The sequence below is a fragment of the Saccharothrix espanaensis DSM 44229 genome (assembly GCF_000328705.1).
Taxonomy (GTDB): domain Bacteria; phylum Actinomycetota; class Actinomycetes; order Mycobacteriales; family Pseudonocardiaceae; genus Actinosynnema; species Actinosynnema espanaense.
This window is the reverse complement of sequence record NC_019673.1, coordinates 7,342,380-7,357,101: the sequence shown is the minus strand read 5'-3', so window position 1 is coordinate 7,357,101 and position 14,722 is coordinate 7,342,380. Positions and strand designations below refer to the sequence as shown.

At 73.4% G+C, this 14,722-nt stretch carries 11 protein-coding genes; 7 read left to right on the top strand and 4 right to left on the bottom strand.

Annotation, left to right across the window (positions count from 1 at the left end; genetic code table 11):
- Positions 1-132: 132 nt before the first annotated feature.
- A complete protein-coding gene (locus BN6_RS31885) occupies positions 133-735 on the top strand; it encodes a hypothetical protein (RefSeq protein ID WP_015103966.1) in 603 nt (200 codons plus the stop codon).
- 33 nt (positions 736-768) lie between these two features.
- On the opposite strand, the gene BN6_RS31880 is transcribed toward BN6_RS31885, so the two are convergent.
- Together BN6_RS31880 and BN6_RS31875 are read right to left on the bottom strand one after the other, a co-directional pair.
- Complete coding sequence (locus tag BN6_RS31880) at positions 769-2,175, bottom strand: S8 family serine peptidase (protein WP_051075814.1); 1,407 nt, start codon at positions 2,173-2,175, stop codon at positions 769-771.
- A gap of 772 nt (positions 2,176-2,947) precedes the next feature.
- Positions 2,948-3,298 (bottom strand): DUF1844 domain-containing protein, encoded by a 351-nt coding sequence (locus BN6_RS31875; RefSeq protein ID WP_015103964.1) that lies wholly within the window; start codon positions 3,296-3,298, stop codon positions 2,948-2,950.
- 266 nt (positions 3,299-3,564) lie between these two features.
- On the opposite strand from BN6_RS31875, the gene infC reads away from it, so the two are divergent.
- The 4 genes from infC to BN6_RS31855 all read left to right on the top strand — a co-directional run bounded on the left by infC (position 3,565) and on the right by BN6_RS31855 (position 5,735).
- Positions 3,565-4,182, top strand: coding sequence for a translation initiation factor IF-3 (infC, locus tag BN6_RS31870; protein WP_015103963.1), 618 nt, complete (start codon positions 3,565-3,567; stop codon positions 4,180-4,182).
- 70 nt (positions 4,183-4,252) lie between these two features.
- Positions 4,253-4,447, top strand: a complete 195-nt coding sequence (gene rpmI / locus BN6_RS31865; protein ID WP_015103962.1) for a 50S ribosomal protein L35 — start codon at positions 4,253-4,255, stop codon at positions 4,445-4,447.
- 65 nt (positions 4,448-4,512) lie between these two features.
- The gene (gene rplT / locus BN6_RS31860) at positions 4,513-4,902 is read left to right on the top strand and encodes a 50S ribosomal protein L20 (protein ID WP_015103961.1); all 390 of its coding nucleotides are present in this window, start codon (positions 4,513-4,515) and stop codon (positions 4,900-4,902) included.
- A complete protein-coding gene (locus tag BN6_RS31855) occupies positions 4,899-5,735 on the top strand; it encodes a TrmH family RNA methyltransferase (RefSeq protein WP_084672952.1) in 837 nt (278 codons plus the stop codon). Before rplT ends, BN6_RS31855 begins: the two co-directional genes overlap by 4 nt.
- Positions 5,736-6,052: 317 nt before the next feature.
- Here the strand turns inward: BN6_RS31855 and BN6_RS31850 are convergent, their stop codons facing one another.
- Together BN6_RS31850 and BN6_RS31845 are read right to left on the bottom strand one after the other, a co-directional pair.
- Positions 6,053-8,851, bottom strand: coding sequence for a hypothetical protein (locus tag BN6_RS31850; protein ID WP_015103959.1), 2,799 nt, complete (start codon positions 8,849-8,851; stop codon positions 6,053-6,055).
- Complete coding sequence (locus BN6_RS31845) at positions 8,848-10,602, bottom strand: HSP90 family protein (RefSeq protein WP_015103958.1); 1,755 nt, start codon at positions 10,600-10,602, stop codon at positions 8,848-8,850. The genes BN6_RS31850 and BN6_RS31845 overlap by 4 nt, the downstream gene beginning before the upstream one ends.
- Before the next feature lie 357 nt (positions 10,603-10,959).
- On the opposite strand from BN6_RS31845, the gene pheS reads away from it, so the two are divergent.
- Positions 10,960-12,027 (top strand): phenylalanine--tRNA ligase subunit alpha, encoded by a 1,068-nt coding sequence (gene pheS, locus BN6_RS31840; RefSeq protein ID WP_015103957.1) that lies wholly within the window; start codon positions 10,960-10,962, stop codon positions 12,025-12,027.
- 3 nt (positions 12,028-12,030) lie between these two features.
- Entirely contained in the window at positions 12,031-14,508 is a 2,478-nt protein-coding gene (pheT, locus tag BN6_RS31835) for a phenylalanine--tRNA ligase subunit beta (protein ID WP_015103956.1), read from the top strand.
- The last annotated feature ends 214 nt before the right edge of the window (positions 14,509-14,722 follow it).

The window sequence follows — 14,722 nt, the reverse complement described above, 5'->3', positions numbered from 1 at the left end:
CGTGATCAGCGGTAACCGCCCGCCCGTAGCGGTGTCGAACCCGGAAGTTCCGTGAGGGTAAGGCGAACCGTTGTCCGAACGAGGCGCGCGGCAACCGTCCGCGGCACCCGTCCGACTGGTATTGCTTCGGGCATGAAGTGGTACGCGGACCGGCCGGGCCGGTTGTGGCGACAGTTGACCGCCGACCTGTTCGCGGCGGCGTGGGTGTGGTTCTGGGTGAGCGCGGCACTCGTCGCCCGGGACACCGTGCTGGCGCTGCGCGCCCCAGGGGACCAGATGACCCGGGCGGGCGGCGGGCTGCACGACACCTTCACCGACGCCGCCGCCAAAGCCCGCGAGGTGCCGCTGGTCGGCGGCAAGCTGGGGGAGGCGCTGGACAAGGGCCGCGACGCCGGCGCCACCCTGGTCGACGCCGGGCGCAGCCAGATCGAAGCCGTCGAGACCACCGCGCTGTGGCTGACCATCGCGCTCATCGCCGTGCCGGTCGCGTTCCTGCTCGTCACGTGGCTCCCGCTGCGGGTCCGCTACGCCCGCAAGGCCGCCGCCACCGCACGGCTGCGCGACACCCGGCGGTTCGACCTGCTCGCGTTGCAGGCCCTCACCACGCTCCCGCTGCGCGAACTCGCCCGGTTCGAGGACGACCCGGCCGACGGGTGGCGGCGGCGCGACGTCGCCGTGGTCGAGGCACTGGCGGCGCGGCAGCTCGCGGTGTGCGGGCTGCGCGCCGCCAGGTAACGCCTCACCGCCCTGCGGTGCCGGTGTGGGTTTTCACTGCTTGCGGTGCCAGAACACCTCTCCGGCGGGGCCGTAGAGCACCACGTTCCCGTCGTCCTGCACCACCAGGCGGTCGGCCGTCGTGCCCCAGGTCCGGGTGGACCAGCGGGCGACCCGGTCGGCCGAGTAGAGCACGACGTTCCCGTCGTCCTGGAGGGTCGCCCGGACGGCGTCGGTGCCGCCGGTGTCGGTGGCCCACAGCGCCTCGCCGTACGCGGTGTACAGCACCAGGTTGCCGTCGTGCTGCATGACCAGCCGGAACCCGCCGTCCGACGAGTACTTGCCCTGCCCCGCCAGGAGCGACTCGCCGCGGGCCAGCCGGTCCGCGCCGGGCGTCTCGGGCGTGACCACCCCGGTGTAGAGCAGCAGGTTCGGCGTCCCGGCGGCGTCCGCGACCCGGCCCCGGGTCGTCGCGTACGAGACCGCCGCGCGCACCGACGCCGGCGAGTCGTCCGGCCGCACCGACAGGTGCAGCGCCACCGCGCCGGTCACGTGCGGCGTGGCCATCGACGTGCCGTCCATGTACATCGTGGACGTGTCGCCGGTGTGCCAGTCGGACCGGATGCCCGCGCCCGGCGCGAACAGGTCCGCGCACGGGCCCTTGTTGGAGAACGTCGCCCGCCGGTCCGAGCTGTCCGTCGCCGCCACGGTCAGCGCGTCCGGCACCCGCGCGGGAGACGTGCCGCACGCGTCCTCGTTGCGGTTGCCCGCCGCCACCGCGTAGGTGATGCCCGCGTCGATCGACCGCTGCACGGCCGCGTCGATCAGGTCGTTCGCGCCGGCGGTCAGGCTCATGTTCGCGACGGCCGGCTTGACGTGGTTCGCGGTCACCCAGTCCACCCCGGCGACCACGCTGGCCACCGTGCCGGCGCCGTTGCAGCCCAACACCTTCACCGCGTGCAGCCGGGCCTGCTTGGCCACCCCGAACGCCGTGCCGCCGACCGTGCCGGCGACGTGCGTGCCGTGGCCGTTGCAGTCGGTGTTGTCGGTGTCGAGGGTGTTGGCGTCGAAACTGGCCCGCCCGCCGAAGTCCTGGTGCGACGCCCGGATCCCGGTGTCGAGCACGTAGACGTGCACGCCCGCGCCGGTCTCGGCGTCGTCGAAGTGGCGGTTGAGCGGGAGGTCGCGCTGGTCGACCCGGTCGAGGCCCCACGAAGGCGGGTCGACCTGGTCGGTCGCGGTGCGGACCACCCGGTCCTGTGCGACGTAGGCGACCTCGGGGTCGGCGGCCAGCCGCTTGGCGGCCGACTCGCTCATCGCCCCGGCGAACCCGTTCACCACGCTCCGGTACCGGTGGGTGATCCGCGCCCCCGCCCGCCCGGCGACGGCGTCCGCCCGGTTCGGCGCCTTGAGGACCACGATGTACCGGTCGGGGATCGCGTCGGTGCTGTTCGCGCCCACGATGACGGGCTGCCGCGCTGCGGGGGATTGCGCTGCGGAGGGCTGCGCTGCGGAGGGTTGAGCTGCGGAGGGTTGAGCTGCGGAGGTTTGTGCAGGGTCGGTTCGTGCGGGGGTGGGCGGGGCGGCGGCGGTTTGGGCGGAGGCCGGTGCGGTCGCGAGCGCCAGGGTCAACACCGTGCCGGCGGCGACCCCGGTCAACGGTCTCCAGCGTCGTCTCCAGGGCGCGCCGAACTCTCCCATGACGGGTCTCCCTATGTGCTGGTACTTCGCGGCAAGGAGGTTCGCGCGAACCGCCGAGAAGCCTAGGCAGCGAGGCCGCCCACCACAATCTCTTCGGGCGATCTGAGAGAAGTCGTAAAAAGGCGTACCCCGGTTGGGAGCACCCCTCGCACATACCTAACCACAGGGGTACGACAGTGCGGAGCGATCAGCACAAGCCGCTGTTCCATCCCGCCGGCCGTGCCCAGTCCCTGGGCCCCGCCACGCCAGTCACGCGCCTTGCACTCCGCCGGCCGTGCCCAGGTCCCAGGCCCTGCCACGCCAGTCACGCGCGTTGCACTCCGCCGGACCGGTGCGTTGGACCGGGAGCGCGGGGGTAGTCGACTGATCCGCGTTGGGTCGGCGGTGGGAGCGGTTACGAGATCCAGGCGAAGAGGTCCAGCGCGTGCCACGCCTTGCCGGTGCTGTGCAGGCGGAGGTGGTTGCCGATCATGCTCACCCGGCGGTCGTCCCCGGCACGCCGCGGTGCCGAGGACCTCTTCGGGAACCGGGGTCAGTAGACCGGGCCGGTGTACTTCTCGCCCGGACCCTGGCCCGGCTCGTCCGGCACGATCGACGCCTCGCGGAACGCGCGCTGCACGGACTGCAGACCCTCGCGCAGCGGGCCCGCGTGCGGCCCCAGGTACTCCGCCGAGGCGGTGACCAGGCCGGCCAGCGCGGTGATCAGCCGGCGGGCCTCGTCCAGGTCGCGCCGGGGGCTCGTGTCGGGGTCCTCGTCGGCCAGGCCCAGGCGCTCGGCGGCGGCCGAGAGCAGCATGATGGACGCCTTGCTGATGACCTCGATGCTCGGAACATCGGAGAGGTCGCGGACGTTGTCGGTAGGCAGGTCGGTCACGGGAGCCATTCTCGCAACCGCCTCGGACGGGTCGCCGGTTCGGGGGTTGACAAGGCCGTCTGGTAGTATTCTCCGCGCGACCAGTCCCCACCCGTGTGGGGACGGCAAGTGGAGCCCCGCTCCCACCCGCGTTCCACCGCCTCAGGTGGCCGGGTCCGGTCACCTCGACGGGTGGACTGCGCCCGTTCGTTGTGCGATCGGTCGGAAGCGGGCCTCACACCGGACAGGTGTGGGGCCTCTTGTCTTTGGCGCACCACGAGTCACAAAGGACGTGAATGACAAGTCCCTCGAACCGAGGTGCCCCCGTCAGCACCGAGCCGCGCATCAACGACCGCATCCGCGTGCCCGAGGTTCGTCTGGTCGGGCCGAACGGCGAGCAGGTCGGGATCGTTCGCATCGAGGACGCGCTCCGACTCGCCCAGGAAGCGGATCTCGACCTCGTCGAGGTCGCCGCGCAGGCCAGGCCGCCGGTCTGCAAGCTCATGGACTACGGCAAGTTCAAGTACGAGAGCGCGCAGAAGGCCCGCGAGTCGCGCCGGAACCAGCAGCTGACGGTCATCAAGGAGCAGAAGCTCCGCCCGAAGATCGACCCGCACGACTACCTGACGAAGAAGGGCCACGTGGCCCGCTTCCTGTCGCACGGGAACAAGGTCAAGGTGACCATCATGTTCCGGGGCCGTGAGCAGTCCCGGCCCGAGCTCGGTTACCGGCTGCTCCAGAGGCTGGCGGAGGACGTCGCGGAGCTGGGCTTCGTCGAGTCGAACCCGAAGCAGGACGGCCGCAACATGATCATGGTGTTGGCGCCGCACAAGACCACGAAGACCCGCCCGGTGCGGCAGGACGGCGGCGACGCCGACACCGACGCCGAAGTCGCGGAGTCTGCCGAGGAGTGAACTCCCGGCCCCCGGGCCGGGAGCACGCAAGGCCGCCCCACCCCGGTGGCTGCACGAGACGAGGACGGACATGCCCAAGAACAAGAGCCACAGCGGGACCTCCAAGCGAGTGAAGGTCACCGGCAGCGGCAAGCTGATGCGGGAGAAGGCCGGCAAGCGCCACCTGCTGGAGAAGAAGTCCAGCAAGCTGACGCGCCGCCTCTCGGGCACCACCGAGGTCGCCAAGAACGACGTGCCGCGCTTGAAGAAGCTGCTCGGGCTCTGAGCCTTCACTCCCCCCGTGAACACCCGGGGCCCTGACCGGCCCCACGAGATCGACAGGATGGACCCGTGGCACGCGTCAAAAGGGCAGTGAACGCCCAGAAGAAGCGCCGTACCACCCTTGAGCTGGCCAGCGGCTACCGCGGGCAGCGTTCGAGGCTGTACCGCAAGGCCAAGGAGCAGGTGCTCCACTCGCTCAACTACGCGTACCGCGACCGCCGCGCGCGCAAGGGCGACTTCCGGAAGCTGTGGATCCAGCGCATCAACGCCGGTGTCCGCGCCAACGGCATGACCTACAACCGCTTCATCCAGGGTCTCCGCCTCGCCGAGATCGAGGTGGACCGCAAGATCCTGGCCGAGCTGGCCGTCAGCGACCCGGGCGCGTTCGCCGCGCTGGTCGAGCTGGCGAAGGCCGCGCTGCCCGCCGACGTGAACGCGCCGGTCGAGGACAACGCCTGAGCACTGCACCACGACCCGAGGACGCTCCGTTCACCGAACGGACTCCTCGGGTCGTTGCCGCTCGACACCTGACCCGCCGCCCCGGCCGCGACCGCGCCGGCCGGTTCCTCGCCGAAGGCGCGCAGGCGGTGCGCGAAGCACTGGCCTGGTCGACCGCCGGGCGGGGACGGGTGCACGAGCTGTTCGTCACCGCGGTCGCCGCGGACCGCAACCCCGAACTGGTGCGCGCGGCGCTCGACGCCGGCGTGCCGGTCAGCGGCGTCACCGACAAAGCGGCGGCGGCCCTGTCGGAAACCGTGACGCCCCAAGGCATCGTGGCCGTGTGCGACCTGGTCGAAGTGCCGTTGGCGCTGACCGGCGCCCGGCTGGTGGCGGTCCTGCACGGCGTGGCCGACCCCGGCAACGCGGGCACGGTCGCCCGGGTCGCCGACGCGGCCGGAGCCGACGCCGTGGTGTTCGCGGGCGACACGGTCGACCCGCACAACGGCAAGTGCGTCCGCGCGTCCACCGGCAGTGTGTTCCACCTGCCGATCTCGCGCTCGCGCTCGGCCGACGAGGTGTTCGCGGCCTGCCGCGCGGCCGGCCTGCGCCTGGTCGCGGCGGACGGCTACGCGGAAGAAGACCTGGTCACGGCCGACCTGCGGGGCGATCTGGAGCAGCCGACGGCGTGGGTGTTCGGCAGCGAGGCACACGGCCTGCCGGACGAGGTGGTCGCCACCCTGGACACGTCGCTGAAGGTCCCGATCTACGGCGGCGCGGAAAGCCTCAACCTGGCCACCGCCGCAGCCGTCTGCCTCTACGCCTCCGCCCGCGCCCAACGCACCAGCCGCTGAACTGCCGGCCCGCTGAGCCGCCGGCCCGCTGAGCCGCAGGTCTGCTGAGCCGCAGGTCTGCGGGTCGCCGAGCCGCGAATCCCCGCGTCCGCTGGTCCGCCGGGCCCGAGCGAGAGCCCGGCACACCGCTAGCACGCAGTGATTCCGCCACGCCGCCGGCCCGCTCCGCGAGTGAGAGCGCTCTCATCGTCCGCCCGGCACCGGACCTCGGTGCCCCGCGCCGGCTCCCAGGTGACCGCGCCGGACTCGTGGCCCCGCACACCCGAGCGGGCGGGCCTCGGTGCCCCGCCTGGTCGAGCGGGGCACCGGGGAGTCGGTCAGTTGTCGAGGCGGGTGGTCAGGGAGCGGAGGATCGGGTCGTTGGCGGTGGGCTTGTCCTGCGCTCGAAGGGACTCCTCCAGGACGTTCGCGGTGTCGCCGACGATCTGCGGTGGCGTCTCGTCGTTCACCAGGGCCGCTGCCCGGCGGGCCTCGGCCTCGGCGTTGGCCGGGTCGCCGCCCTCCAGCAGGAAGCGCGCGCCGCGTTGGGCCAGGAACGTCTGCCAGTCGACGTCCTCCAGGCGCGCCGCCAGCTCCTCCGCCACCCCGTTCTGCTCGATCGCCGCCGCGTGGTCGCCGGCCTGGTAGTGCAGGAACGCCCGGATCGCCGCGATCCGCGCCGCCAGGTGCGTCCGGTGGTCCTCGTCCTCGACGGCGGGCAGCAGCACCTCGGCCGCCTCCAGCGCCTCGACGGTCGCGGTGTGCTCCTCCTTCGGCAGGGCCGCCGCCGACTCGACCCACGACCCGGCGGCCTCGGCCTCGTCCGGCACCTCCTGCCACGCGCGGGCCGCCTCGGCGTACGCGCGGGCACCCTCCAGCGGCTCGTCGAGCCGGCGCAGCACGCCGCCCAGCACGTCGAGCACCAGCGCCCGCCGCCACGGCTCGTCGGCCGGCACCAGCGGCAGCGCCACCTCCAGGTGCCGGCGGGCCGCCTCGTTCTCGTCCAGCCGCGAGCACGCCTGCGCCAGCCGGTACCGCACGGGCACCACGAAGTCGTGCGACACGTCGTGGCCCTCGATGACGCGGACCGCTTCCTCCAGCGCCTCGGCGGCCTCCACGATCCGGTTCGTCTTGAGGTAGCCGCCGGACAGCGCGTGGCACGCCTTCGCCACGTCCTCGGGCACGCCCACCTCGTGACCGGCCGCGATCGCCGCGCGCAGCTCCTCCAGGTGCTGCTCCTCGACGCCGAGCCGCTCGATCGACGCCACCCGCTGCCGGTGCGTCTCGGCGGTCCACGGGCCGCGCGGCGTGCTGAACGCGGTGACGAACTCGGTGGCCGTCTCCAGCGCCGCGGTGTCGCCGCGCACGGTCTCGATCTTCAGCCGCAATCGCAGCGCGTCGAACCGCACCGACGGCGACGGCCCGTCCGCGAGGATGCCCTCGATCAGCGCGGTCGCCTCGTCCAGCTCGCCGATCGTGGCCCGGTGCTGGGCCAGGTCGCAGCGCGCCCGCGACACCAGGTCCGGGACCTCCGCCTCGGCCAGCGCCAGCGCGGCCGCCACCAGCTCGCCCTGCTGGTCGTACTCGTCCACGTCGGCGAGCAGGTCGGCCAGCAGCAGCCGGGACAGCACCCGGGTGTGCGGCGCGCCGGCGCGGTCGGCCTCGGCCACGCACTCGCGCGCCACCAGCGTGCCGGCCTCCGGGCCCTCCTCCTCGGCCAGCAGCACCGCGCCGCGGCACCGGTAGCGGTTGGCCAGGTCGGCCTCGCCCGCCGCGGCCAGCCGCCCGACGGCCGCGTCCAGCTCGGCGCGCACCTCGGCCGGCTGCCGGGACTGCCGGCCGACCAGCGCGCGCCGGGCCGCCACGACCGCCGCCAGGCCCTCGGGCAGCAGCGGTTCCAGGTCGGCGGGCAGCGACCTGAGCAGCCGGATGCCGGTGATGAAGTCGCCCCGGTCGAACGCCTCGCCCAGTTCGCGGGCCAGCTCCACCGGGTCGGCCGCCACCACCGGCTCCTCGTCCGGCTCGGGCTCGGGCTCGGTCGGGACCGGCACCGCCAGCGGCACGTGGGCGGTGTCCTCCAGCGCCAGCTTCGCCTTGATCCGGCGGCTGACCGCGTCGGTGCCGTTGCGCTCGTCGAAGCGCGCCGCGATGGTCAGCGCCCGCTCCTCCAGCAGCTCGCGCAGCGCCCCGGCGGTCAGCACCTCGACCTGGCCGTCCTTGGGCACGGCGAACTCCACCGGCTGCGCGACCCGGCTCAGCAGCAGCGCCGCGCCGGCCGCGAAGTGCATCGCCTGCGAGGGCGACGGGGCGTGGTGCACGCGGTGCAGCTGCCGCTGGAGCAGTTCGACGCCGCGCTGCACGTTCCCCGACGTCGCGCAGAACACGAGGTGGTCGTCCTGGTAGCCGCCGTACTGGTCGTCGCGGACCAGCCGGTAGGCCACGGTGTGCGCCTGCCGCGCCCGCTCCAGCTCGCCCAGCGTCACGAACGCGGGGGCCAGCGTGGTCAGGATGCCCTGCGGCTGGGTCGCGCAGCCGGTCTCCTTCTCCAACTGCTGCTCGGCGTGCGCGACGGCCTCGGCGAACCGGCCCTGCCGGATCAGGTGCCCGGCCTGCTCCTCGACCACGCACGCCTCGCAGTCGCTCATCGGGCCGCGGTCCATCGCCAGGTAGCGCGCGAAGTGCTCGCGGTAGGCCGCCTCGTCGCCGATGTGCTCGGCGAGGTCGGCGCGCGCCCCGTGCACCGGCTGCATCGAGAACCCGTGCTGCTGGTAGCGGGTGGTGAGCTGGTCCACGAACGACCCGATCTGGGCCAGCGAGAACCTCGGGTCGGCGATCAGGCCGCTCACGATCCACTTGTGCGCCCAGTCGTAGCTGTGCGTCTCCCACTCGTCGAACGCGGTCGGGTCGCGCTTCTCGGCCGCGCCGCACCACGCGAACGGGGCCAGCATCAGGTCGTAGCGGCCCAGGTCGTAGGCCGAGCGCAGCAGGGCGATCCGGCAGCTCACGGCCAGCGGCAGGTGGTCCACCGCGTCGGCGGTCCGCGCGGCGCGCTCCAGCGCCTCGTGCCGGGCCATGCCCTCGGGCAGGTGGTACGCCTCGACGAACTGCTGTTCGGCGGCGTTCTTCTCGTCGCTCACGCGTGGCCTCCGACGGCGCGGTCCAGCAGTTCCAGGAACGAGCGGTTCAACGCGGCGGTGTCCTTGGGGCGCATCGGCCGCCGCGCCTGCAGCAGGGCGTGCACGTACAGCGACTCCACCGTCAGCTCCACCAGCGCCGAGTCGTGGAGCCCGGCCAGCCGCCGCACCAGCGGGTTGCGGCAGTTGAGCACCAGCCGCTGGGAGGCGTCGGACTCGGCCGAGACCAGGCTGCCCAGCAGCTCCGCCCACAGCGGGTCGGCCTGCTCGCCGGCCTGCTCCACGTCCCGCTTGCGCTCGCCCTCCACGTTCGTGACCAGCAGCGCGGGCAGCGAACCGGGGTCGAAGTCGCGGGGCACGGCCTCGCAGTCGTGCCGCTCCAGCACGTCCTTGGCCAGCGCCAGCCGGTCCCGCAGGGCCCGCTCGACCTCCGGCTCCGGGTCGCCGAGGGCGGCCAGCACCTCACCCGGCGCGACCCGCCGGGCGGCCGCCGGGCCGTCCAGCGCGACCAGCCGGTCCATGATCTCCACGTCGTAGGCGTAGCCCGCGTTGAGCAGGCCCATGCCCTGCGCGTGCGCGACCGGCGCGAGCTGGCGGAACTCGTCCACGTCCGGCACGAACGAGATCGTGCCGTGCTTGCGCTTGAACAGGCGCAGCGACTGCGCGCCGTCGGTGGTCTCGAACGGCAGCCACCGCTCGACCAGCCGCAGCATCTCGTCGTCCACCCGGGCCAGCGACTTGATGCCCAGGTGGTGCGCGTCGAGCAGGGCGGCCGTGCGGTCCGGGTCGGTCGCGTCCAGCCGGACCAGCCAGTCCCGCACCTGCCGGCCCAGCTCCTCGCGCACCGCGAGCAGCGTCTCGTCCTGGTAGAGCGACTCGCGGCTGGCGGTCGGCCGCAGCGAGGACGAGTCGACCACGCAGCGGATGAAGTACGCCCACTCGGGCAGCAGGCCCTCGATCGAGTCACCGACGAGCATCCGCTTGAGGTAGACGCGGTGCGACTGGCGCGCGCCGGGGTGCACGCCGCGCGGCAGCACGTACGCGACGCCCGTCAGGCCCACGGTCGGCACCTCGACCGGGATCGCGTCGAACGGCTGCACGCCCAGCACCCGCGCCCCGTAGCCGAGCGGGTCGTCCAGCCACGGCAGCGCCTCGCTGGTCAGCACCTCGCCGGCCACCGTCACCCGGTAGGGCAGCAGCTCGCCGTACTCGGCGACGAGGGCGCGCACGACCTCGCGCTCCAGCCAGTGCTCGGAGTCGCGGTGCGGCACCAGTTCGAGGGTGGTGCCGACGGCCACCTCCTCGTCGAGGGTCTCCACCTCGTAGTTGCCGGCCGAGTCGGCGGTCCAGCGCACGGCCGGCCCGCCCTTCGCGGACCGCGACACGAGCCGGATCCGCTCGGCGACCAGGAAGGCCGAGAGCAGGCCCACGCCGAACTGGCCGAGGAAGCCCTGGCGGGCGAACCCCAGCTCGTCGCGCTTGGAGGTGCGGCCCAGGGTGGACAGCAGGTCGTGCACCTCGCGCTCGGTCAGGCCGATGCCGGTGTCGGTGATGCGCAGGGTGCCGCCCGTGCCGGAGTCGATCGGCTCGATCACCACCTCGCCGGGCGCGTCCGGGTGGAGCGCGCGTCGGGCGGTGATCGCGTCCACCGCGTTCTGCAGCAGCTCACGCGCGTACACGCGGGGACTGCTGTAGAGGTGGTGGCTGAGCAGATCGATGATCCCGCGCAGGTCGACACCGAAGGTGTGTGCCATTGGAGTGGAATTCACCTCGGGTCAGGTACGTCGGACAGTCGATTCTAGGTGCGCGTCGACGGCGGCGGACCCGGTTTTCGGCGGTTCGCCCGCCGGGTCGGCGGCTCGTGGCACACACTGTGCCGGCACCCACCGACACTGCGTCCGCGCCGGTGCCCTGACCAGCGCGGACGCCGCCGGTGAGGGGTCGGCGCGGCCCCGCCGGCGGAGATCGACCTCACGGTGGATCACGGGTAACGGGTCAGTCACGGCCGCGGTGGACCCGCTCCCGGCCCGATCACCTAGGATCGACCCGCCGCTCCGTGCCCAAGACGGGGTGGCTCTCACACGGCACGCGACGGGAGCTGTCCACCAACCATGTCCGGAGCCAACGACCCGTACGACCCCAAGCAGGTCGCGGCGCTCTCACCGGAGGCGCTCGACACGGCGGTGGCGCAGGCCCGGGAGGCGTTCGCGAAGGCGGTCGACCTCGACGAGCTCGCCGCCGCCAAGCCGGGCCACCTGGGTGACCGCGCCCCCGTGCTGCTGGCCCGCCGCGAGATCGGCGCGCTGCCGCCGGCCGCGAAGGCCGACGCGGGCAAGCGGGTGAACGAGGCGCAGAACGCGGTCAAGCTCGCGTTCGAGGAGCGCCGCGCCGTGCTCCAGGTCGAACGCGACGAGCGCGTGCTGCGCGAGGAGTCCGTCGACGTCACGCTGCCGTGGGACCGGGTCCCGCGCGGCGCGCGCCACCCCATCTCCACGCTCGCCGAGCGCATCGGGGACGTCTTCGTGGCCATGGGCTACGAGGTCGCCGAAGGCCCGGAGCTGGAGACCGAGTGGTTCAACTTCGACGCCCTGAACTTCGGCAAGGACCACCCCGCGCGCACCATGCAGGACACGTTCTACGTGGCCCCTGAAGGCTCCGGTCTGGTGCTGCGCACCCACACGAGTCCCGTGCAGGCGCGCACGCTGTTGGACCGCGAACTTCCCGTGTACGTGGTGTGCCCCGGCCGCACGTTCCGCACCGACGAGCTGGACGCCACCCACACGCCGGTGTTCCACCAGGTCGAGGGCCTGGCCGTGGACAAGGGCCTGACCATGGGCCACTTGAAGGGCACGCTCGACGCGTTCGCGCGGGCCATGTTCGGCGAGGACTCCCGGACCCGGCTGCGGCCCAGCTTCTTCCCCTTCACCGAGCCGTCCGCCGAGGTGGACGTGTGGTTCCCGGAGAAGAAGGGCGGCGCGGGCTGGGTCGAGTGGGGCGGCTGCGGCATGGTCAACCCGAACGTGCTGCGCAACTGCGGCGTCGACCCGGAGGTGTACTCCGGTTTCGCGTTCGGCATGGGCCTGGAGCGCACCCTCCAGTTCCGCAACGGCCTGCCCGACATGCGCGACATGGTCGAAGGCGATGTCCGCTTCACCCAGCCATTCGGAACGGAGGCATGACCGGTGCGTATCCCGGTTACCTGGCTGGTCGAGCACCTCGAGTTCGCCGAGCTGCCCACGCCTGAGGCGATCGCCGAGGCGTTCGTGCGGATCGGCCTGGAGGTGGAGGACGTCCACACCCTGGGCACCGTCACCGGGCCGCTCGTCGCGGGCCGCGTGGTCGAGGTCGAGGAGCTGACCGAGTTCAAGAAGCCGATCCGGTACTGCCGGGTCGAGGTGGGCCCCGACCAGGTCAACTCCGTCATCTGCGGCGCGCGCAACTTCGTGGAGGGCGACACCGTCGTGGTGGCGCTGCCCGGCGCGGTGCTGCCCGGCGACTTCGCCATCGCCGAGCGCAAGACCTACGGCCGGATCAGCCAGGGCATGATCTGCTCGGCCCGCGAGCTGGGCCTGGGCGACGACCACGCGGGCATCCTGGTGCTGCCCAGCGGCACCGCGCAGCCCGGCGACGACGCCCGGGAGCTGCTCGGCCTGGGCGACACGGTGATCGAGCTGGCGCCCACCCCCGACCGCGGCTACGCGTTCTCGGTGCGCGGTCTGGCACGCGAGATCTCGTGCGCGTTCGACGTGCCGTTCGGCGACCCCGGCCTGGCCGAGGTGCCGGAGGGCGAGGGCGAGGTGCTGCCCGTGCACATCGAGGACCCGACCGGGTGCTCCCGGTTCGTGGCCCGGCGGGTGACCGGGGTCGACCCGACCGCGCCCACGCCGTGGTGGATGCGCCGGCGGCTGATGCTCGCGGGCATCCGGTCCATCTCGCTGCCGGTCGACGTGACCAACTACGTGATGCTGGAGCTCGGCCAGCCGCTGCACGCGTTCGACGCGGCCGCGGTCCGGGGCGGGCTCGTGGTCCGCCGGGCGACCGCGGGCGAGAAGCTGACCACGCTGGACGAGTCGGTGCGCGCGCTGGACCCGGACGACGTCGTGATCGCCGACGACAGCGGCGTGATCTCGCTGGCCGGCGTCATGGGCGGCGCGTCCACCGAGGTCCGCGACACCAGCACGGACATCCTGCTGGAAGCCGCGAACTGGGACCCGAAGTCGATCGCGCGGACCGTGCGGCGGCACAAGCTGCCCTCCGAGGCGGCCAAGCGGTTCGAGCGGACCGTGGACCCGGCGCTGGCCCCGGTCGCGCTGGAGCGCGCCGCGCGGCTGCTGCACCTGCTCGCCGAGGGGAGCATCCGGCCCGGCCGCACCGACGTGGGCAAGCCCGCGCCGCCCTCCCCGGTGACGATGCCGATCGACCTGCCCGACCGGGTGGCCGGCGTGCGCTACGCGCGCGGCGTCACGGCCCGCCGGCTGGGCCAGATCGGCTGCCTGGTCGAGGTGAGCACCGGCGACGACGGCTCGACCCAGGTCACCGCCGTGCCGCCGACCTGGCGGGCCGACCTCACCCAGCCCGCCGACCTGGTCGAGGAGGTGCTGCGGCTGGAGGGCTACGACACGATCCCCTCCACGCTGCCGCCGGTGCCCGCCGGTCGCGGGCTGACCGAGCGGCAGCGGCGCCGCCGGACGGTGTCGCGCGCGCTGGCCGAGAACGGGTTCGTCGAGGTCAAGCCGTTCCCGTTCCTCGCGCCGCCGGTGTTCGACGCGCTCGGGCTGCCCGCCGACGACGTGCGCCGCCGGACGGTCAGCGTGCTCAACCCGCTGGAGTCGGACAAGCACGCGCTGGCCACCACGCTGGTGCCGGGGCTGCTGGAGACCTTGCAGCGCAACCTGGCGCGCGGCGCCAAGGACGTGGCGCTCTACGCGGTCGCGCAGGTGACGTTGCCGCGCGCGCAGCAGGTGCCGGTGCCCGAGGTCGGGATCGGCGAGCGGCCGTCGGCCGAGGTGGTGGCGTCGCTGGACGCCGCGCTGCCGCGGCAGCCGGTGCACGTGGCCGGTGTCTTGGCGGGCCGGCGCGAGTCGGCCGGCTGGTGGGGCGCGGGCCGTGCGGCGGACTGGGCGGACGCGGTGCAGGCCGCGCGGCTGGTCGGCGCGGCGTACGGCGTGGAGCTGACCGTCGTGGCGTCGGACCTGGCGCCGTGGCACCCGGGCCGGTGCGCCGAGCTGCGGGTGGGCGACTGGCCGGTGGGTCACGCGGGCGAGCTGCACCCGAAGGTCGTGGAGGCGCTCGGGCTGCCCAAGCGCGCGGTGGCGTTCGAGCTGGACCTCGACGCGCTGCCGCTGGTCGACCACCGGCCCGCGCCGGTCGTGTCGGCCTACCCGCCGGTCCTGCTGGACGTGGCCGTGGTGGTGGACGCCGCGGTGCCCGCCGCCGAGGTGGCGCGGGCGCTGCGCGACGGCGCCGGCGAGCTGCTGGAGGACCTGCGGCTGTTCGACGTGTTCACCGGCGAGCAGGTCGGCGGGGGCAAGCGCTCGCTGGCCTACGCGCTGCGGTTGCGCGCGCCGGACCGGACGCTGACCGTCGAGGAGGCCACGGCGGCGCGCGACGCGGCCCTGGCGACCGCCGCCGACCGGTTCGGCGCGACGTTGAGAGCCTGACGCACAGTCCCGGGCCCGCACTGGTGCGGACCCGGGACTGGTCCGGCCGAGTGAAGTTCTCGGTGGCCGACAGGGCGAGAACGCGCAGTTCAGAGCACTCAGCGTGAGGTGTCAAGAGGTCTTTGGGCCTGTCTTTCCGGGTCTGCTTGGTTCTTGCGCCGAGGTTGAACGTTCTCCAAGATTGGTTTCGCGGCCCGCTGGGCCGAGGGGCGAA